Origin of the sequence: Streptomyces sp. DH24, from assembly GCF_029813775.1 — a bacterium.
Classification (GTDB): domain Bacteria; phylum Actinomycetota; class Actinomycetes; order Streptomycetales; family Streptomycetaceae; genus Streptomyces.
Window position 1 is genome coordinate 1 of record NZ_JARVKW010000042.1, and the last position, 19,553, is coordinate 19,553.

Sequence of the window (19,553 nt, forward strand, 5' to 3'; positions counted from 1 at the left end):
CTCCAGCCTTCCACCGCGCTGCGCGCGGCAAACGGGCCTCCGGCCCGTGCGGCAGCAGGGGAAGGGGGTTGTGCGGCTTGGGGAGGAACGTGACGATGAGCCAGAGGGCGGCTTCGGAGAGAAGAAGCCCGAGGGTGCTCCCGTCCCGGAACTGTGGAGGGCCCGGGTTGGGTGCTCAGATCTGTGCTTCAAAATGGCTTCCGGATCGAATCTGGATCACGTCTTACCTGCCGCCTCCGCCTCACACGGCTCCCGCAGACCACTGAACTGCGCAGCATCCGGTGCTCCTGCTCGCTTCTTGCAGTCACGGGCTATGGCCCTGGGCGGTAATCGACCGTCAGAGCATCGCGTATGGCTGGGGTTTGGGCTTGTAGCCGGGTGGCTGAGGGCAGCCGCGCATGTCTTCTGGCGTGATCCAGGGCAGGTGGTGGTGGGCGTTGCTGAGTGGCCACACGGTCGGTGGCGGTGGTCTTCTGCGCGTGTTCTTGCGCCGCTTGGGGCGTGGTGGCTGGGGCGGGCGCAGTTTCAGTTGCTCTGCGAAGTCGGTCAGGTAGGGCAGTCCTGTGGGCTCGTAGGGATCGGTGAACAGCTTGTCGCTGCTGGTGCCGGTGGCCAGGAGATGAGTGAACGCAGCAACCCAGAGAAGAGCCCGTGCCCAGGCGGGCACGGGGTGGGTCATGCAGCCCTGGCGGACGTTGTGGCGATCGTGGAGCGTCACCGTGCTGCCGTCCAGGGCGGCATCCCGTACCCGGGCGGTGGAGAGCTGGCTGGTCGAGGCGGCCGTGAAACAGGCGGTGGCGAGCTCGGCCGCGAGATAAGGATGGGCGGTGCCGGCATGAAGGCGCCGGGCGACCTCCTGCTCGGTCAGCGCGGGTATCGCGGGAGGCGTGAAGCCGCGCTCGCTCGCCAGGGGGGCGGCACACGTGCAGGCCGGGCTGTCCTCCCAGGACATCAGCGTGGTCAGGGCCGGCAGGCTGATCCACCGCCGTCGCAGCACGTTGGCCGTGGGCTCGTCGTCTGGAGATTCCTGCTGGGAGAACACCGCTTCGGCGTCGGGCACGGTGTGCTGCGTGCGGGCCAGGGTGCGCTCCAGTGTCCGCGGGAGCGTCCGCTGGTGGCAGACGAGGGCGAGGCGTACCCCGGTGCGGGAGCGCAGCGCGATCAGCTCGGCGAGGCAACGCTGGTGGAGGAGGTGGACGCGCAGGACGGTCAGGTGGGTGACGGGGCCGGCGAGAGTCCAGGCCGCGCACAGTGTCCATGCGGGGCGGGGATCGGAGGCGGGGTAGGCGGTCAGAGGGGCGGGTTTGCCGAGGGCGGCAAGGATGTCGCAGGCCAGGGTGAAAGTGGAGTCGGTTGCGGGGGTGGGATGGACGGTGATGCGTCCGCCTGACGGGTCGTGCGCGGCCAGGGCCGCGCGAGTGTGGGTGACGTCGTCGGGGTCCAAGACCAGTGTGACGGGCGGCGGATGGGGGCAGGCCAGCATGTTCGTCTCACGCGGCCTGGCGGGTGCTGAGTTTGCTGTAGGCCCAGCGCAGCAGTTCCTCGTCCACCTGCTCGCGGCCGCTTTCTTTCATCTCGGTGACGAGGTGATGGGTGATCTTCGCCCAGGCGCGGAAGTTCCCGTGCGCGGCTTCCTGGTCGCAGACCGCGATCAGTTCGGCCTCAGCGTCGGCCCATACAGGGTGGAAGGCGGGGATGACGGTGAGGACCTCGTCCAGGGGCATGCGGCCGATCTCCTGCCAGGCGTACACGCGGGACTCGAGCATCGGCTCGCTCTGCAGCATCTCGAAACAGCCGTTGCCGCCGGTGAACACGATGGTGAGGTCGGATGAGGTGTCGTCCCACAGATAGCGCAGGTACTCGAAACACAGCTTCGACAGCCACTGCGCTTCGTCGCACACCAGCACCCGCGGCTCCTCCAGCGCACCGCGCAGCATCCGGTCGAACTCGATCGCATGTGACAGCGGACAGCCCGGCAGGCCCAGGGCGTGGAACAGTTCGTGCCGCAGGTCCCAGGTGGAAGGGCGGGCCCGGAACTGAATCCGGCGGGTCAGTGTCGGTGCGAGTTCGCGCAGGGAGGCGTTCACTGCGAACGACTTCCCGTTGCCGGCTTACCCGTAGACGCAGATCATCGCCTTCCCCTCGATCGCCGCCCGGATGTTCTCCCGCGCCGCCAGCAGCGCCCGTATGGAGACGATCTGGGCGCCGGGCAGGCGCATGAAGTGGTCTTCCCGCTCCCCGGGCAAACGCCCCTTGCGTTCGGCGGTAGCCATCTGGTGTCACTCCTCGGTGTGCGAAGCAGGTGCGGTGCCAGTTGCATCGCCCGACACCGAGGGCCGCGGCACGGGACCCGGGCGCAGCCCGGCGGCGGTGGAGGGACGCGGGCGGGCCCAGTCGGCAGGCGGGTCCCGGGGCGGGATCAGGTCCGGCAGCGCCCGGCCCGCCAGATCGGTCTCCTTCGCGCGGGCGATCTCCGCCCGGGCCTGCTGCCCGGTGACCGTCCGCCGCGGACGAGGAACATCCGGTGTAGTGGTGGCCGTGTAGCGGGCGCGGCGCAGCTTCTCCGCCGCCTTCAAGTCGGCCCTCAACGCACGGGCCTTCTTCTCCCTGACCGCGCTGAGCTCTCTGCGCTGCTCGAGCGTCGCTTCCTCTGCCAGATGGGCGGTCCCCAGATGACGGTCCGGATGCTCGCAGAGAAGACCTCGACCTGGCCGTCGTGGTGCGGCAAATAGCGAAGCCGCACGCGTGTACCAACGTGCCCGACCATCCACGGAGCGATGTAGAACCGGCGCCGCCACCTGACCCCGCTCGTCGAAATTTTCCGCACCCTGCCGTCGTCCTCCAGGGAGAAGAACGCCAGTTGCTCCTCGGGCACGTCCTCCACCGGGGTCGGATCCGCCTCCCATGCCGCCATCGGGGTCAGCCCCGACGCAAGGACCGAGGGCCGGTGCCCGGTGTTCCACCAGCGCACCCAGCCCAGCAGCGCTTCGACGAAGTCCGCGAAGGACAGCAGATCGCCCACCTCGTCGGGGCGATGAACACCCACAGGCCGGGCGCGGCGGGTGTAACCGGGAAGCGAGACCAGGAACATTTCCTCCACCGCGCTGTTCAGCGCCTCGATGGTGCCCTTGCGGTAGGGCGTTACGCCGGCAGATCCTCCACCGGCACCGCGAAAGCGCCCAACGCACGCCCCGCCGTCCGGCGCAAGAACTCCTTGCCCCGGTCCACCCGCACCCGGCCAGGCAGCCCACCGAAGGGACCGTAGGGACCAGCACGGCTGATCCCCGCACGCAACACCGCCAACACCGCATCCCGCGCAGGCTCATGCGTCAGCAACCGTGCCAGCACGCGACCCCAACTGGCTCCAACGCCGCCAACGCCAACACGACGGCCACGCATAGCCCCAAGACGACCAACCGCCATCCGCACTCCCGGAGACCGAGCCACGGCGGGACGGCAGGCTAGCGGCTCGCCGCAGAACCCCAGAGGCAGCACACCCACCAGGAAACGCGGACGGCAGACCAGCCCGAGGGCTCAACGAGCAACCAACCAACAACATGCCTACAGACACCGCAAAGATCGACAGCACCGAAACCGCAAACCCGTCACCACACACACGGCAGCAACGTCAGCAGATACCCGCAGATCAAACACTTGACCAGCAGCAAATCCAACTGGCACCCATGCGGCCATCAACTGACAAAACCGTGCAGCCCATTACGGATGGTCGGTACGGAATGGCGGTGCTGGGTGAGGCCCATCGCCCAGCAGACGACGATCTTCTCGGCGGCCAGCACGTCCCGGAACGACTCCTCGATCTCCTGCACCGAGAGGCCTGTGGCTTCCAGGGTGTCGTCCCAGGACGTCTTGCGGGTCTGCTCGGCGAAGGCTTCGAAGCGGTGGGTGTGCGCGGTGATGAAGTCGCTGTCGAGGACCGTGCCCGGAGCGGTGTCCTCTGCTTCGAGGAGCATCCGGTTGAAGGCCTGGAACAGGGCTTGGTCGCCGCCGAGCCTGATCTGCAGGAACCGGTCGGACAGCTGGGTGCCGCCGCCGACCACAGCCGGTGCCGGACGGAGCAGGGACGTGGCTCTCCGCCCGGCACCGCCGCCGGCTCACTCCTGGTGACTACTGGGGCAGTTGGGTGCCCAGCCGCTCCTGAACCCACTCGTGGAACTCGCCGATGTGGTGCTCGCTCGGCACCAGGACGCCGCCCTTGGCGTACAGCCTTGAGTTCATCGCGGGCTGGCAGCGCTCGCAGGCGTCGAAGTCCTGCCGGTTGACCCGGTCGAACAGTTCCACGGACCGGCTGACGTCCTTGCCGCTCTCGACCACGTGCGGCAGGTACAGCCAGTCACATTCCACGATCGTCCGGTCGACCGCCACGGGGTACATCCGGTGGAAGATCACGTGGTCGGGGACCAGGTTGATGAACACCTGGGGCCGCACCGTGATCGCGTAGTAGCGGCGGTCCTGTTCCTCGGAGACCGTGGGGATGCGGTCCAGGCCTTCGGAGCCGTCGACGGTGAAGCCCTGGACGTCCTCGCCGAACTCCGCGCCGTGGCCCACGTAGTACTGCGCCGCATAGCCGTCGGCGAACTCGGGGAGGACCTCGGTGAGTTCGGGGTGGATCGTCGCGCAGTGGTAGCACTCCATGAAGTTCTCGATGATCAGCTTCCAGTTCGCCTTCACGTCGTAGACGATGCGCTTGCCGACCTCGAGATCCTCGATCCCGTACCGCTCGATGGACTCCACGTCTCCCAGACGGTCCACCACGTCCGCGATCACCGACTGCTCGAACGGGGGCGGGTTCTCGGCCAGGCACACCCACACGTAGCCCAGCCACTCGTGCACCGCCACGCTCGCCAGGCCGTACTCGGTCCGGCCGACGTCCGGCATCTTCGTCAGGTTCGGGGCCGCGACGAGCTTGCCCTCGAGGTCGTAGGTCCAGGCGTGGTACGGGCACTGGAACGCGCGCTTCACCTCGCCGGACTCCTCCGTGCACAGCTTCGCGCCCCGGTGCCGGCACACGTTGAAGTAGGCACGGACGGACTTGTCCCGCGCCCGGGTCACCAGGATGCTCTCACGCCCGACGTCCACGGTCTTGAAGGCACCGGGCTTCGCCAGCTCCGACGAGCGTGCCACGCAGAACCACATGGCCTCGAAGATGCGCTCCTGCTCCAGGCGGAAGATCGCCGGGTCCGTGTAGTGGTCACCGGGGAGGGTCGCGATCAGGCTCTCCGGAAGGTCGGTCGTAGTCATTGTTCACCTCGGGGGATGTGTCTTGGGCAGGTGGTTCGTGCCGACGGGAAGGAGGTCAGAGGCTTTTCAGCGCCCTTGGAGGGCGGGCCGCCCGAGGTACTCCGTGGCCGCGTCCAGGAGCCAAGCGGCGAGGTATCCGGAGTAGGAGGAGCGGACCAGCACCCAGAATCCGGGCTTGAGACCGTCACGGGCCACGATGACGACCTGGGCGCGGGCCAGTGTGGTCTGTGCGCAGTGGCCGATCCCGAAGGCCCGCGGGTGCAGGTCGAGGGAACAGCCCTGTGCGAGGAGATCGCGGGAGAGGGGTCCGGCGACGAGCAGTGTGGTCCGCTGCGCGGAGACGTCGACGACCGCCGAGGGCTCGTCGCCGATCGCGGTGCGCAGTCGCTCGGCCAGGTCGGTCGCCGTCGCCGGCCCGACGACGAGCCACTCGTCGGGGCCGAGCCACAGCACGGCCAGTTCGGCGCCCCGATTCACGGTGTTCGGTGACAGGGGCAGCGGCACTCCCAGAGCCAGGCCTGCCGCCTTGGCCGCCGGGCTCTTGGGGTCGAGCCGGACGGTGATCTGGGTGAGGAAGGGGAGTTCGGCCAGGCGCAGCGCTCCGCGCGAGTTCCGGGTCACGGCGGTGAAGCGATCGGCGGCGTGCGCCAGCGGACTGCGACGGGTCGTGGTGTGGGCCATCGGGGCGGGCTCCCTCGGAGGTCGTGGAGAACTGGGCTGAGGCCTGTCCGGCACATCCGGCCGGCTCCAGGCAGCGGTGCTGTGTCAGCGCGGGCGGACGGGCCCGGCGCGCCCGGCTGTGCGGCGCAGGAGGGTGTCGAAGCCGGGACGACCGCCCTGCCTCAGGCGTCCGGCACCGCTCTCGGGTTGCCCGGGAAGGCCGGCGCCCGGAAGGTGAGGATTCATCACAGAGCTCCCTAACGCCCACGGGAGAGACCGAATCCCCGAGAAGTTGTTTCATACGCAACCCGCATCGGGGAACGCAACAAACAGTGCAGTCCCTCCGGACCGCTGTCAAGAGGTCGACGCAAGACCAGGACGCACACCTGCGCCGCAAGCGGAGGTGATGGCGCCCGAGGGGGCCGACGCGCCAACTCGCAGCGAACGAACGTCAGGAAAGCCCCTTGACCGCAGGCTGCTGCGAGCCGAGTATGTTGCGTATCAGTCTCACTGTTGCGTAATGCGCACTACCTGGAGGGCTCAGTGTCTCTTCGACCCCCACCCGACAGCGAGTTCGTCCTCACCCTCTCCTGCCCCGACCAGGCCGGCCTCGTCCACGCCGTCACCAGCTTCCTCGTCGAGCGCTCCGGGAACATCCAGGAGAGCCAGCAGTTCGACGACCGGCTCCAAGGCCGTTTCTTCATGCGTGTGCACTTCGAGGTCTCGGATCCGGGCACGACACTGGAGGATCTGCGCGCCGGCTTCGCCCCGGTGGCGGAGGCCTACCGGATCTCCTGGCAGCTGCGCCACGCGGCGACTCCGACCCGCACGCTGATCATGGTGTCCAAGTTCGGTCACTGCCTGAACGACCTGCTCTTCCGCTGGAGCATCGGCGCGCTGGACATCGAGGTGCCCGCGATCGTCTCCAACCACCGGGAATTCGAACCGCTCGCGGAGCGCCACGGGATCCCGTTCCACCACGTCCCGGTGACTCCGCAGACGAAGACCGAGGCAGAGGCACGTCTGCTGGAACTCGTCGACGAACTCGACGTCGACCTCGTCGTCCTCGCCCGCTACATGCAGATCCTCTCCGACGACCTGTGCAAGCGTCTCGAAGGCCGGGCCATCAACATCCACCACTCGTTCCTGCCGAGCTTCAAGGGCGCACGACCGTACGCCCAGGCACACGAACGGGGCGTCAAGCTCATCGGCGCCACGGCGCACTACGTCACCCCGGATCTCGACGAGGGACCCATCATCGAACAGGACGTCGTCCGCGTGGACCACTCGCAGAGCCCGGAGAATCTGGTCGCCCTGGGACGCGACGTCGAAGCCCAGGTCCTCGCCCGCGCCGTGGAATGGCACAGCCGGAGCCGGATCATGATCAATGGCAACCGCACGGTCGTCTTCCGCTGAGCTGTCGACTCGCGAAGGAGTGACCCATGTAAAGGGCCGCCGCGTATGCGGCGGCCCTTTACATGGGCGCGCACTGAAAGAGCGCAAGTCTGCCGGTGTGGAGCCCTCGGGGCCCTAGGCAAGCCGCACGCGGCCGGCCGGCCCACCGCCGCACGCGGCTCGCAGGCGAACCCAACCGCGGTCGGTCCCGCACGTCCCGCCGATCTGCCGGAGATCCGTCCGGCCCCTGCCAGGGACACCGAAACGCCAAAGGCAAAAGTTCCGGTGGTCCGCGTCGAGCCATTGCGGACCACCGGAACGAGCGGCGATCGGAGGTCAGGGGCTGGTCACCGATCGCACGACACTGCGGCAGGCGGGTCTGCCGGTCTCAGGCCCTCCATTCCGTGGCCGCGTCCAGCAGCCAGTCCGTCAGGTAGCCGGCGAAGGACGAACGTACCAGCACCCGGAACCCGCCCCCGGGCTCGTCCGGGGCGACCAGCACGACCTGTGCGCGGGCCAGGGTGGTCTGGGCACAGCGTCCGGCCCGGAAGGCACGCGGGTGCAAATCCAACGGGCAGCCGTGGGCCAACAGGTCACGGGCGCGTGGCCCCGAGACGACGAGGGTGGTGCGCTGCGCGGAGACGTCGGTGACGGAGACCGGTTCGTCGCCGCCGGCCTCCCGGATCCGGCTCTCCAGATCCTGACGACTGCCGGGCGGTCCGAGCACCAGCCACTCGTCGGGGCCCAGCGACAGGACGGACAGGTTCCCGGCGCGGACGACGGTGTCGGGCTCGGCGGGCAGTTGGAGGCCCAGTGCCAGTCCGACGGCGTCCGCTGCCGCTCCCTTGGGGTCGAGCCGGACGTCGATCTGGGTGAGCAGGGGCAGTTCGGACAGTTCCAGGGCTCCGCCGGTGTCTCGGCCGACGGCGGCCAGGCGGTCCGCCGCGTGCGCCAGTGGGCTGCGGCGGGCTGCCGGAAGAACGGCGTCAGCCATCGCGGCGGGCTTCCTCGGGGTCGTAGAGGACGGGGCCGGTGACGGTCACGGGAACAATCCGGTCGCCCACGGGGGCGTAGAGCCGCTCTCCGATGCGCTCCCGGCCGCCCTTGATCAGGGCGAGGGCGAAGGTCCGGCCGAGCGCCGCACTGCGGTAGCTGGAGGTGACGTGGCCGAGCATCGGGACCGGGGGGGCGGGCAGCACACCGTCGGCGACCAGATGCGTGCCCTCGGGGAGGAAGGTGCCGGGGTCCTCGGGCAGCAGACCGACCAGGTGCTTGCGGTCGGGGCGGGCGGCGTCGGCACGGGCGTGGGACCGCTTGCCTATGAAGTCCGGCTTCTTCTTGGACACCACCCAGCTCATGCCGAGGTCCTGCGGCGTCACCGTACCGTCGGTGTCCTGGCCGACGATCGGATAGCCCTTCTCCGCCCGCAGGACGTGCATCGTCTCCGTGCCGTACGGGGTGATGCCGAAGGGCCGGCCCGCCTCGTACAGCGCCTCCCACAGCGCCAACGCCTCCCACGGCGACACGTTGATCTCGTAGGCCAGTTCGCCGGAGAAGCTGATCCGGCACACCCGCGCCTCGATGCCCGCGACGGTCGTGTCCCGCCACGCCATGAACGGGAAGCTGTCGTTGTCCACCGCCAGCGTCGGCGCGAGCCCGGCCAGCACCTCGCGGGAGCGGGGGCCGACCAGAGCCACGGTGGCCCACTGCTCGGTCACCGAGGTGCAGTGCACGCGCAGTTCCGGCCACTCGGTCTGCAGCCACTCCTCCATCCAGTCCAGCACGGCCGCGGCGTTGCCCGTGGTCGTGGTGACCAGGAAGCGGTCCGGTGCCAGGCGGATGACGGTGCCGTCGTCGAAGACCATCCCGTCCGCACGGCACATCACGCCGTAGCGGATCATGCCGACCTTCAGGGTGCTCATCATGTTCGTGTAGAGCCGGTCCAGGAACACACCGGCGTCCGGGCCCTGCACATCGATCTTCCCGAGCGTGGACGCGTCCATGAACGCCACGCCCTCCCGGGCAGAACTGCACTCGCGCAGGACCGCCGCCTCCATGTCCTCGCCGTCCTGCGGGTAGTACCACGGCCGCTTCCACTGCCCGACGTTCTCGAACAGCGCACCGTGCTCGACATGCCACTCGTGCAGCGCCGTCACCCGGATCGGATCGAGCAGTGAGCCCCGGTCACGGCCGGCCAGCGCGGCGAAAGAGACCGGTGTGTAGGGCGGCCGGAAGGTGGTGGTGCCGAGGTCGGAGATGTCCACGCCGAGCAGTTCGGCGACGACACCGCTGGAGAGGACTCCGGAGGTCTTGCCCTGGTCGTTGGCGGTGCCGGCCGTGGTGTAGCGCTTGGTGTGCTCCACCGAGCGCAGACCGGCGCCGGTCGCGCGGGCCAGGTCGTCGACCGTGACGTCGCGCTGGAGGTCGACGAAGCGGGGCGCCCCGGCCGCGCCAGGGACGAGGAAGACGTGCATGGGCGGCGACTGCGGCACGGCGGCCAGGTCGGGAAGGCGGGGCGTCACCGAGGTGTAGCCCTCGGCCTCGATCGCGCGAGCGCCGACTGCGGCACCCTGCGCGAGAACCTCGGCCAGGTCCAGGACGCCGTTCGCGCCGCCCGCGGCCTCGACGGCCTGGTGGCAGGTGTCGGGGACGAAGGAGCCGAGCGAGTCGTCGTAGCGCAGCTTGCCGCCCGCCTGGCTGAACAGGTGGGCCGCGGGGTTCCATCCCCCGGACACCAGCAGCAGGTCCACGGCGAACTCCCGGCGCGCCGCTGTCTCCCCGTACGGGGCGACAGTCACCGCGGTGAGGCGTTCGGTGCCTTCCGTGCCGGTGACGGCGTGTCCGGTCAGCACCTCGATGCCGGCTTCCCGGGCGCGGTCCGCCCACTGGCCCGGCTCGGACCGCGTGTCGACGACCGCTGTGACCTCCACGCCTGCCGCGACGAGGTCGAGGGCGGCGGCGTAGGCGCTGTCGTTGGTGGTGAGGACGACGGCGTGGCGACCGGGCAGGACACCGTGACGGTTGACGTAGGAGCGGGCCGAGGCGGCCAGCATCACACCGGGGCGGTCGTTGTCCGCGAAGGCCAGCGAGCGCTCGTGGGCGCCGGTGGCGAGCACGACGCGCCGGGCGCGGATGCGCCAGACGCGCTCGCGGGAAACATGACCGGGGGCGTCCGCACCGAGGTGGTTGGTGCGGCGCTCGACGGCGAGCAGATGATTGTCGTCGTAATAGCCGAAGACGGTGGTTCGGTGCAGCACGCGCACCTCGGGGGCGGCCTCGAGCCCGCGGCCGACTTCGGCCACCCAGTCGAGCAGTTCACCCGTCCCCAGCAGGCTTCCGCCCAGCTCGGGCTGGTCGTCGGCGAGGATGACGCGGGCACCGCTGCGGGCGGCGGCGGCCGCCGCCGCGAGTCCGGCCGGTCCGGCGCCGACGACGAGCAGGTCGCAGTGCGCGTGGACTGCGTCGTAGCGGGCGGGGTCCGGGTCGGTGGCGAGCCTCCCCTGGCCGGGCAGGCTGCTCGCCACCAGGCCGTCGTACAGCTCGACCGTCGTCGCGGGCAGCATCGGCTCGGGGAAGGGTTCCTCGATCTGGACGACGGCGTTGGGCTCCTCCACGCCGGCGGAGAAGATTCCGCGCGGTCGGCCGAGCTTGATGCTCGTGCCGGCCTGGATGACGCCGTTGGCGAGGAGGGCGGAGGCGAGGGTGTCGCCTCGGTAGCCCTGGTACTCGGTGCCGTCGAAGACAAAGGTGAGCGGCTTGTCGCGGTGGATCCGGCCGCGCGTGGGGTGCCGGAACGGCTGGGCCGTGGCGGAGCCGTCGATGGGTGCAGGGCCCCCGCCGCCCTCGCCCGCACCGTCCTGAAGGGACTGCGCCCCTTCGGCTCCGTCAGGGCGCTCCGCCCTCTGGACCCCCGCGGGCTCCGAACGGGCCTCGTCCTCAGGCGCCGGACGGGCCGGTTGCGCCGTACGCGGTCCGGAAGCGATCGGACGCGGCTCGACTGTCGCCGGGCGCTCCTCCCCCGCCCGGTACACCGCCAGGATCTCGTTCGTCGCCGTGTTGCGCACCGCGTTGAACCAGCGGCGGCAGCCCGCCGCGTGGCTCCAGCGTTCGGCGAACGGGCCCTTTGGGTTGTCGCGGAAGAAAAGGTAGCGTGCCCATTCCTCGTCGGTCAGGACCGCGGGGTCCTCGGGGTAGGGCACGTGTGCCTGGCCACCGTAGTGGAACTCGGCCTCGTCACGGGGCCCGCACCAGGGGCATGGGATGAGAAGCATGGGTTCGGCTCCCTAGTGGGCTACCGCGGCCGCGCCGTGCTCGTCGACGAGCGCGCCGGTGGTGAAACGGTCGAGCGAGAAGGGGGCGTTGAGGTGGTGGGGGGTGTCATGGGCGATGGTGTGGGCGTAGACCCAGCCGACGCCGGGGGTGGCCTTGAAGCCTCCGGTGCCCCAGCCGCAGTTGAGGTAGAGGTTGTCGACGGGGCTGAGCCCGACGATCGGTGAGGCGTCGGGGCTGACGTCGACGATGCCGCCCCAGGTGCGCAGCACGTGGGCGCGGGCGAAGACGGGGAAGAGTTCCAGGGCGGCCGACATCTGCTCTTCGATGATGTGGAAGGCGCCGCGCTGGGTGTAGGCGTTGTACGCGTCGATGCCCGCGCCCATCACCAGCTCGCCCTTGTGTGCCTGACTGACGTACACGTGGACCGCGTTGGACATGACGACGGTCGGATGCACCGGCTCGAGGAGCTCGGAGACCAGCGCCTGCAGCGGGTGGCTCTGGATGGGCAGTTCGATGCCGGCCATGGCGGCGAGCACCGAGGTGTGGCCGGCCGAGCAGAGCGCGACCTTCCCCGCCGCGATCGGGCCGAGCGTGGTCTGCACACCGACGACGCGGCCGTCGACGACGTCGATGCCGGTGACTTCGCAGTTCTGGATGATGTCGATCCCGGCCGCGTCGGCGGAGCGGGCGAAGCCCCAGGCGACGTAGTCGTGCTTGGCGATGCCGGCGCGCGGCTGGTAGGTCGCGCCCAGCACCGGATAGCGCACTTCCTGCGAGATGTTGACGATCGGGCAGACCTCTTTGACCTGCTCGGCGTCGAGCCATTCGGCGTCCACGCCGTTGAGCCGGTTCGCCTCGACGCGGCGGACGCTGTCGCGCACGTCCTGGAGGCTGTGCGCGAGGTTCAGCACGCCACGCTGCGAGAACAGGATGGGGTAGTCGAGCTCCTCGTCCAGCCCCTCCCACAGCTTGAGCGCGTGCTCGTAGATGCCGGCGCTCTCGTCCCACAGGTAGTTGGAGCGGATGATGGTGGTGTTGCGGGCCATGTTGCCGCCCGCGAGCCAGCCTTTCTCCAGGACGGCGACGTTGGTGATGCCGTGGTTCTTCGCCAGGTAGTGGGCGGTGGCCAGGCCGTGGCCGCCGCCGCCGACGATCACCACGTCGTACGACCGCTTGGGTTCGGGCGTGCGCCACAACCAGTCGGGGTGGTCCGGGAGGTCGGCGCCGGGCGTTCGGGGACTCATCGTGCGTCTCCGGCTTCTGCTTCGGAAAGGTGCGGATAGAGCGGGTGCTTGGCGGCGAGGGCCTCGGTGCGGCCGCGCAGGTCCTCGATGTCGGGGTTGGGCTGGAGCGCCAGGGCGATCACGTCGGCGACCTCGGCGAAGTCCTCGTCGGTGAAGCCTCGGGTGGCCAGTGCGGGGGTGCCGATGCGCAGTCCCGAGGTCACCATGGGCGGCCGCGGGTCGAAGGGGACCGCGTTGCGGTTGACGGTGATGCCGATCCGGTGGAGAAGGTCCTCGGCCTGCTTGCCGTCCAGTTCGGAATCGCGCAGGTCGACCAGGACCAGGTGCACGTCCGTGCCACCGGTGAGGACCTTCACTCCGGCCGCCGCCGCGTCCGGCCGCGTGAGCCGCTCGGCGAGAATTCGGGAGCCGGCGAGGGTACGGGCCTGGCGGTCGGCGAACTCGGGTGACGCGGCCACCTTGAATGCCACCGCCTTGGCGGCGATGACATGCTCCAGCGGTCCGCCCTGCATACCGGGGAACACCGCCGAGTTGATCTTCTTCGCGAGGTCGGCGTCGTTGGTCAGGATGACTCCGCCGCGCGGACCGCCGAGCGTCTTGTGGGTCGTCGTCGTGGTGACGTGCGCGTGCGGCACGGGGTTGTGGTGCAGCCCGGCGGCGACCAGACCCGCGAAGTGCGCCATGTCGACCATCAGCAGGGCGCCCACCTCGTCGGCGATCCGTCGGAAGGCCGCGAAGTCCAGTTGCCGTGGGTACGCCGACCAGCCCGCGATGATCATCTTGGGGCGGTGTTCCTTGGCGAGGCGTTCCACCTCGTCCATGTCGACGAGGTTGTCCGCCTCGGACACGTGATACGGCACGATGTTGAGCATCTTGCCGCTGTAGTTGATGCGCATGCCGTGGGTGAGGTGCCCGCCGTGCGCGAGGTCCAGGCCGAGGACGGTGTCGCCGGGCTGGAGCAGCGCGAAGAAGACGGCGGTGTTCGCCTGGGCGCCCGAGTGCGGCTGGACATTGGCGAACCCGGCGCCGAAGAGGGACTTGATCCGCTCGATGGCCAGCCGCTCGGTGACATCGACGTGTTCGCAACCGCCGTAGTAACGGCGGCCGGGGTAACCCTCGGCGTACTTGTTGGTCGCGACCGATCCCTGAGCCTCCATCACGGCGGTGGGGGCGAAGTTCTCGGAGGCGATCATTTCGAGGGTGGACTGCTGGCGGTGCAGTTCGGCGCGGAGCGCGGCGTGGACCTCGGGGTCCAGCTCCGCCAGGGGGGTGTTCAGCGCGTTCATACGGTGTTCGCGTTCCTCTCGGCGGCCTCGACGACATTGGCGAGCAGCATGGCTCGGGTCATGGGGCCCACACCTCCGGGCATCGGCGCGAGCCACCCGGCGACCGAGGCCGCGTCCGGGTGCACATCGCCGACCAGTCCCCGATCGGTGCGGGTGATGCCGACGTCCAGGACCGCCGCGCCGGGGCGCAGCATGTCCTTGGTGATCAGCTCGGGCGAGCCTGCGGCGGCGATGACGATGTCCGCCTCGCGCAGGTGCCAGGACAGGCCCTTGGTGCCGGTGTGGCACAGGGTGACGGTGGCGTTCTCGGATTTGCGGGTGAGCAGCAGTCCGATGGGACGGCCGACCGTGATGCCCCGTCCGACCACGCACACCCGCGCTCCCGCTAGCGGCACGTCGTGGCGGCGGAGCAGTTCGACGATGCCGCGCGGTGTGCAGGGCAGCGGGGCCTCGACGCCGAGGGCGAGCCGGCCGAGGTTGACGGGGTGCAGGCCGTCGGCGTCCTTGGCCGGGTCCATGCGTTCCAGGACAGCGTTCGCGTCCAGGTGGCGCGGGAGCGGCAGTTGGACGATGTAGCCGGTGCAGGCCGGGTCGGCGTTGAGCTCGTCGATGACCTCCTCGACCTGCTGCTGGGTGGCGTCGGCGGGCAGTTCCCGGCGCAGGGAGGCGATGCCCACCTGCGCGCAGTCCCGGTGCTTTCCGGAGACGTAGGCGTGGCTGCCCGGGTCGTCACCGACCAGGACGGTGCCGAGGCCGGGCGGCCGGCCGAGGGTGGCGGTCAGCTTGGCCACGCGTTCGGCCAGTTCGCGGCGGACGGCGGCGGCGGTCGCCTTGCCGTCGAGCAGCTGTGCGTTCACCGGCAGTGCTCCTTTTCCTTCATGTCGGCGCTGTGCGTCAGCCACGGAGGCGGGACATGGTCGGGTCGAACAGGGGCTCCTCGGCGACGACCGCCTCGACGCGCCGGTCGAAGTAGCCGATCTGCAGGGTGCGGCCGGTGGTGGCGAGCTCCGCCGGGAGCCAGGCGTAGGCGATGCCCTTGCCGATCGTGTAGCCGAAGGCGGCGCTGGTGACGTAGCCGACGGGGCGGTCGCCGTCGTACACCGGCTCCTTGCCCATCACGACGGCCTGCGGGTCGTCGACGGTGAGGCAGGTCAGCCTGCGTCGCACGTCGGCCTTGCGCTGTTCCAGCGCGGCCTTGCCGATGAAGTCGCCCTTGTCGAGCCTGACGGCGAACCCGACACCGGCCTCGTAGGGGTCGTGCTCGTAGGTCATGTCGGTGCCGAAGGAGCGGTAACCCTTCTCCAGGCGGAGGCTGTTGAAGGCGCCGCGGCCCGCCACGATGCCGCCCAGCGGCCGGGCCGCCTCCCACAGGGTGTCCCACAGCTTCTGTCCCTGGTCGGCGGTGGTGTAGAGCTCCCAGCCGAGTTCGCCGACGTACGACAGTCGCATCGCGGTGACGGGCACGGAGCCTATGTACGCCTGCTTGGCCCGGAAGTACTTCAGGCCGTCGCGCGAGAAGTCCGCGTCCGTGAGCGGCTGGAGCACCTCGCGGGCGAGCGGTCCCCACAGGCCGATGCAACAGGTGCCGGCGGTGGTGTCGCGGACCTGGACGGTGCCGTCGGCGGGCAGGTGGCGGGTGAACCAGTCGAGGTCCAGGTTGCCGTTGGCTCCGATCTGGAAGCGGTCGGGGGCGAGCCGGGCGACGGTGATGTCGCTGCGGATGCCGCCGTCATGGTCGAGCAGGAGGGTGTAGGTGACAGAGCCGACGGACTTGTCGATCTTGCCGGTGCACAGCCGCTCCAGGAAGGCGGCGGAGCCGGGCCCGCTCACCTCGAGCCGCTTGAGGGCCGTCATGTCGTACATCGCGACGGTCTCCCGGGTGACCTGCGCCTCGGCGCCGACGATGGGCGACCAGAAGCGCGCCGCCCAGTCGTTGGGGGTCACGATGGAGCGGCCTTCGACCAGGCCCGCGTTGGCCTCGTACCACTGGGGGCGCTCCCAGCCGTTCGCATCCAGGAAGAAGGCGCCGAGTTCCTGCTGGCGGGCGTAGAAGGGGCTGGTGCGCAGGGGCCGCAGGTCCTCCGGCGGCTGGAGCGGGTGGAGGATGTCGTAGACCTCGGCGAAGTTCCGGCAGTCGCGGGCCAGCACGTACTCCGGGGCCAACTGGTGCGGCTCGAAGCGGTTCACGTCGCACTCGTGCAGGTCGAAGGACGAGCAGTGGCCGTCGACCAGCCATTCGGCCATGGCCCGGCCCACGCCGGCGGAGTGGGTGACCCACACGGCCTCCGCGACCCAGAAGCCCTTGACGTCCGGGGACTCGCCGAGGAGGGGCAGGCCGTCGGTGGTGAACGAGAACAGGCCGTTGATGCCTTCCTCGACCTTGGCCTCGCGGGTGGCGGGGATCAGTGACTGGGTCTCGGTCCAGGCCTCCTCGAAGTCCTCCTCGGTGAACTTCAGCACCGACGGCATCTCGTCGGCGTCGTCCACGGACAGGATCTCGTCGGCGGTGATCGGCATGGGGCGGTGACCGTAGTAGCCGATGCCCAGGCCGTCGAAGCGGTCGCGGTAGTAGAGGTCGGCGTCCTGGTGCCGCAGGATCGGGCGCACCGCCTCCTCGGTCTGGCCGGCCAGCGCCGGGACGGGGCCGGTCCAGGCGAGCTGGTGGGCGAGCGGTGTGAGAGGCAGGTTCATACCGGCCATGCGGGCGATCTTCGGGCCCCAGATGCCGGCGCAGCACACGACGATGTCGGCGGGGATCTCGCCCTGGTCGGTGAGGACGCCGGTCACCCGGCCCTCGGTGTGCTGGACGTCCAGGACCTCGTGACGGGCGAGGAAGCGCACGCCGCGTTCGGTGGCCCGGCGGATCTGCGCCTCGACGGCGAGGACGGCCTTCGCGAGGCCGTCGGTCGGAACCAGCAGACCGCCGAGGACCTTGTCCGGGTTCACGAGCGGGTGCTGTTCGACGCACTCCTCGGGGCCGATCAGCCGGGCCTCGATGCCCCATGAGGTGAGCCACCCGTGGCGCCGCTGGAGCTCCGCGACGCGCTCAGGGCTGGTCGCCACCTCCAGGCCGCCGACCTGGAGGAAACAGGGCTTGCCGTCGACCTCGAGCGAGCAGAACTTCTCGACGGTGTAGCGGGCCATTTCCGTCATGGTCTTGGACGAGTTGGTCTGGAAGACCAGGCCCGGGGCGTGCGATGTCGAGCCCCCCGTGGCAGGGAGCGGGCCCTGGTCGACCACCGTCACTTCGGTCCAGCCTCGCTCGGAGATCTCGTCGGCGAGCGCCGCTCCCACGACGCCCGCTCCGATGATGACCACCCGGGGTCCCGCCATCGCCGCACCTCCGACGTTGAAAACGTTTTAGTTGCTTGTTACGCAACACAGTTCAGGTTGCGCAACTCAATGTGCCCCCCGAGGGGGTGAGTGTCAAGAGGTCCGTGACGTCGGGAAACAGGCCGGAACACAACAGGGCCCGGCAGGCCGTCGAGGAGGCCTGCCGGGCCCTGCAGACGGCCGCCCGATCATCCGGCGCGAGACAGTACGGGCCGCCGTCCGGTGGCCCGGTTCCGCTGCTCGCACCGTTCGGCGCGGCCGTGTCGCACACGGCTTCGACGTCGGAAGGCTCAGCCGTCCGACCGGTCGAGCAGGGCACGGCGCCACCGCTCGGTCTCGGCGATCTGATTGAAGGTGAAGACGTGCAGGCCGGCCACTCCCGCGGAGGGCTCGGTGAGCGCTCCGGCACTGCGGGCGAGCAGCCGGCCGGGCGAGTAGCCGCCGGGGGCCGCGAAGCGCAGGAACCAGGACGCGTGCTTGGTCAGGAAGCGGGTCGACTCCCCCACGCCGATCTTCGCCGCCACGGACAGCAGTTTGGCCCGCTGCACCGGCCCCGCGACCCCCACGCGCAGGGGCAGGGTCACGCCGCGACGGCGCACCCGGCCCACCCAGTCACCGAGCAACCGCGGGTCGAAGCAGAGGTTGCTGACGATGTAGGTGGCGTGCGCCCGCTTGTCCCACATCGCCTGGATGGTGAGATCGTCGTGGATCAGCGGATGACTCTCGGGGTATCCGGTGATCCCGACCTGAGCGAAGGGACTGCCCAGTGCGTCCAGCCTGCGCAGTAACGGCAGCGCACCGTCGTAGGGCCCGGCCGGCGGATCGGCGTCGCCCGCCGGGACGAAGACGTCGTCGACACCGGCGCAGCGGAGCCGGTCGACGACATCCTTCACGTGTGCGTCGTCCCGCAACAGCCGTGCGGGCACGTGCGGTACGACGCGGAAGCCGTGGGCCGCGAGCCGGGTGGCGAGGTCCAGCGTGGGCTCCAGGCCCTTGACCGGCGAAGCCGTCACCGTGACGGCGATGTCGCGCGGAACGTGGGCAAGCACCTTGTCTTCGGTCGCCCTCGCGGGCAGCACTTCGTAACGGACGCTGCGCAGGAGCGCGCGGAAGGATTCACCGGTCATCGCACCTTCTTTCGCGGCCCGAGCCAGGAACTCAGCATGATGCGATGCAGTTGCACATTGCGCAACTCCAACGTTCCATGCCGAGCCTGTGGCGTGCGCCGCTGTCGTCGATGTTTACTAGGAGTATGGTTGCGCCATGAGCAACTTCCGTCCGGATAACGAAGCGACAGATTCGCAAGCCGGCGGCGTGCAGTCCGTCGACCGCGCCATCACCGTGCTGGAGATCCTGGCCGAGCACGGAGAGGCCGGAGTCAGTGAGGTGGCCGCCGACATCGGGGTGCACAAGTCCACCGCGTTCCGGCTGCTCGGCGCCCTGGAGACGCGAGGCCTGGTGGAACAGGTGGGCGAGCGCGGCAAGTACCGTCTGGCCTTCGGCATCGTGCGCCTCGCCGGCGCGGTCACCGGACGGATCGACATCACCCAGCAGAGCCGCCCGGTCTGCGAACGTCTCGCCGACGAGATCGGCGAGACCGTCAACGTCGCCGTGATGCGGGAGCACTACGCGATCAACCTTTACCAAGTGCGCGGTCCCGGTGCCATCACCGCGCACAACTGGGTCGGCCAGCTGACCCCGCTGCACGCCACCTCCAGCGGCAAGGTCCTCCTGGCGCACATGCCGGCCAAGGAACGCGCCGCGCTCCTGTCGAAGATGCGCCTGAACAAGATGACCCCGCACACCCTGTCGACGAAGACTCAGCTCGAGAAGAACCTCGCCGAGACCCGGGAGCGTGGCTACTCCTGGACCCTGGAGGAGTTGGAGGTCGGGCTGCACGCCATGGCCGCGCCGGTCCGCGACCGGGACGGAAACGTCATCGCGGCCCTCAGCGCCTCCGGGCCCGCGTACCGGCTCACCGAGAAGCTCATGCACGAACTCGCTCCCGTGCTGGTCAAGGGCGCGGATGAGATCAGCCATCGCATGGGCTACCCGGGCTGAGACGGCGCGCGGGTCGGGGTCGCCGTGCGTTCCCGGGAGGACG

At 69.8% G+C, this 19,553-nt stretch carries 16 protein-coding genes and 1 pseudogene; 2 read left to right on the plus strand and 15 right to left on the minus strand.

The window, feature by feature from the left end; translation table 11 throughout:
* Nucleotides 1-337: 337 nt before the first annotated feature.
* The 8 genes and pseudogenes from QC282_RS26550 to QC282_RS26585 form a co-directional block, all read right to left on the minus strand.
* Nucleotides 338-1,444, minus strand: coding sequence for a hypothetical protein (locus QC282_RS26550; protein WP_279552096.1), 1,107 nt, complete (start codon nucleotides 1,442-1,444; stop codon nucleotides 338-340).
* A gap of 46 nt (nucleotides 1,445-1,490) precedes the next feature.
* On the minus strand, nucleotides 1,491-2,087 hold the full coding sequence (locus QC282_RS26555; RefSeq protein ID WP_279552097.1) for an ATP-binding protein: 597 nt from the start codon (nucleotides 2,085-2,087) through the stop codon (nucleotides 1,491-1,493).
* Nucleotides 2,088-2,111: 24 nt separating this feature from the next.
* A complete protein-coding gene (locus QC282_RS26560; protein WP_279552098.1) occupies nucleotides 2,112-2,273 on the minus strand; it encodes a hypothetical protein in 162 nt (53 codons plus the stop codon).
* Between the two features lie 6 nt (nucleotides 2,274-2,279).
* Complete coding sequence (locus QC282_RS26565) at nucleotides 2,280-2,588, minus strand: hypothetical protein (RefSeq protein WP_279552099.1); 309 nt, start codon at nucleotides 2,586-2,588, stop codon at nucleotides 2,280-2,282.
* Nucleotides 2,585-3,091: a Mu transposase C-terminal domain-containing protein gene (locus QC282_RS26570; protein WP_279552100.1), complete on the minus strand. Its 507-nt coding sequence runs from the start codon at nucleotides 3,089-3,091 to the stop codon at nucleotides 2,585-2,587. The genes QC282_RS26565 and QC282_RS26570 overlap by 4 nt, the downstream gene beginning before the upstream one ends.
* Nucleotides 3,092-3,719: 628 nt before the next feature.
* Nucleotides 3,720-4,058, minus strand: a pseudogene (locus QC282_RS26575) (hypothetical protein); the annotation flags it as partial.
* Nucleotides 4,059-4,125: 67 nt separating this feature from the next.
* On the minus strand, nucleotides 4,126-5,259 hold the full coding sequence (locus QC282_RS26580; RefSeq protein WP_279552101.1) for an aromatic ring-hydroxylating dioxygenase subunit alpha: 1,134 nt from the start codon (nucleotides 5,257-5,259) through the stop codon (nucleotides 4,126-4,128).
* A 66-nt stretch (nucleotides 5,260-5,325) separates the two neighbouring features.
* Nucleotides 5,326-5,940: a sarcosine oxidase subunit gamma gene (locus QC282_RS26585; protein ID WP_279552102.1), complete on the minus strand. Its 615-nt coding sequence runs from the start codon at nucleotides 5,938-5,940 to the stop codon at nucleotides 5,326-5,328.
* 522 nt (nucleotides 5,941-6,462) lie between these two features.
* On the opposite strand from QC282_RS26585, the gene purU reads away from it, so the two are divergent.
* Nucleotides 6,463-7,335, plus strand: a complete 873-nt coding sequence (purU, locus tag QC282_RS26590) for a formyltetrahydrofolate deformylase (RefSeq protein ID WP_279552103.1) — start codon at nucleotides 6,463-6,465, stop codon at nucleotides 7,333-7,335.
* 367 nt (nucleotides 7,336-7,702) lie between these two features.
* On the opposite strand, the gene QC282_RS26595 is transcribed toward purU, so the two are convergent.
* The 7 genes from QC282_RS26595 to QC282_RS26625 form a co-directional block, all read right to left on the minus strand.
* Nucleotides 7,703-8,308: a sarcosine oxidase subunit gamma gene (locus QC282_RS26595; RefSeq protein WP_279552104.1), complete on the minus strand. Its 606-nt coding sequence runs from the start codon at nucleotides 8,306-8,308 to the stop codon at nucleotides 7,703-7,705.
* Nucleotides 8,301-11,585, minus strand: coding sequence for a sarcosine oxidase subunit alpha family protein (locus QC282_RS26600; protein WP_279552105.1), 3,285 nt, complete (start codon nucleotides 11,583-11,585; stop codon nucleotides 8,301-8,303). Before QC282_RS26600 ends, QC282_RS26595 begins: the two co-directional genes overlap by 8 nt.
* Before the next feature lie 12 nt (nucleotides 11,586-11,597).
* Nucleotides 11,598-12,830 carry a sarcosine oxidase subunit beta family protein gene (locus QC282_RS26605; RefSeq protein WP_279552106.1) on the minus strand — a complete coding sequence of 411 codons (1,233 nt, stop codon included), beginning with the start codon at nucleotides 12,828-12,830 and terminating at the stop codon, nucleotides 11,598-11,600.
* On the minus strand, nucleotides 12,827-14,116 hold the full coding sequence (gene glyA, locus QC282_RS26610) for a serine hydroxymethyltransferase (protein WP_279552107.1): 1,290 nt from the start codon (nucleotides 14,114-14,116) through the stop codon (nucleotides 12,827-12,829). Before glyA ends, QC282_RS26605 begins: the two co-directional genes overlap by 4 nt.
* On the minus strand, nucleotides 14,113-14,973 hold the full coding sequence (locus tag QC282_RS26615; RefSeq protein WP_279552108.1) for a bifunctional methylenetetrahydrofolate dehydrogenase/methenyltetrahydrofolate cyclohydrolase: 861 nt from the start codon (nucleotides 14,971-14,973) through the stop codon (nucleotides 14,113-14,115). The genes glyA and QC282_RS26615 overlap by 4 nt, the downstream gene beginning before the upstream one ends.
* Before the next feature lie 37 nt (nucleotides 14,974-15,010).
* The gene (locus QC282_RS26620; protein ID WP_279552109.1) at nucleotides 15,011-17,449 is read right to left on the minus strand and encodes an FAD-dependent oxidoreductase; all 2,439 of its coding nucleotides are present in this window, start codon (nucleotides 17,447-17,449) and stop codon (nucleotides 15,011-15,013) included.
* Nucleotides 17,450-17,739: 290 nt separating this feature from the next.
* A complete protein-coding gene (locus QC282_RS26625) occupies nucleotides 17,740-18,576 on the minus strand; it encodes a methylenetetrahydrofolate reductase (RefSeq protein ID WP_279552110.1) in 837 nt (278 codons plus the stop codon).
* A gap of 187 nt (nucleotides 18,577-18,763) precedes the next feature.
* Between QC282_RS26625 and QC282_RS26630 the strand changes: the two genes are divergently transcribed.
* Nucleotides 18,764-19,510, plus strand: a complete 747-nt coding sequence (locus tag QC282_RS26630; protein WP_279552111.1) for an IclR family transcriptional regulator — start codon at nucleotides 18,764-18,766, stop codon at nucleotides 19,508-19,510.
* Nucleotides 19,511-19,553: the final 43 nt, after the last annotated feature.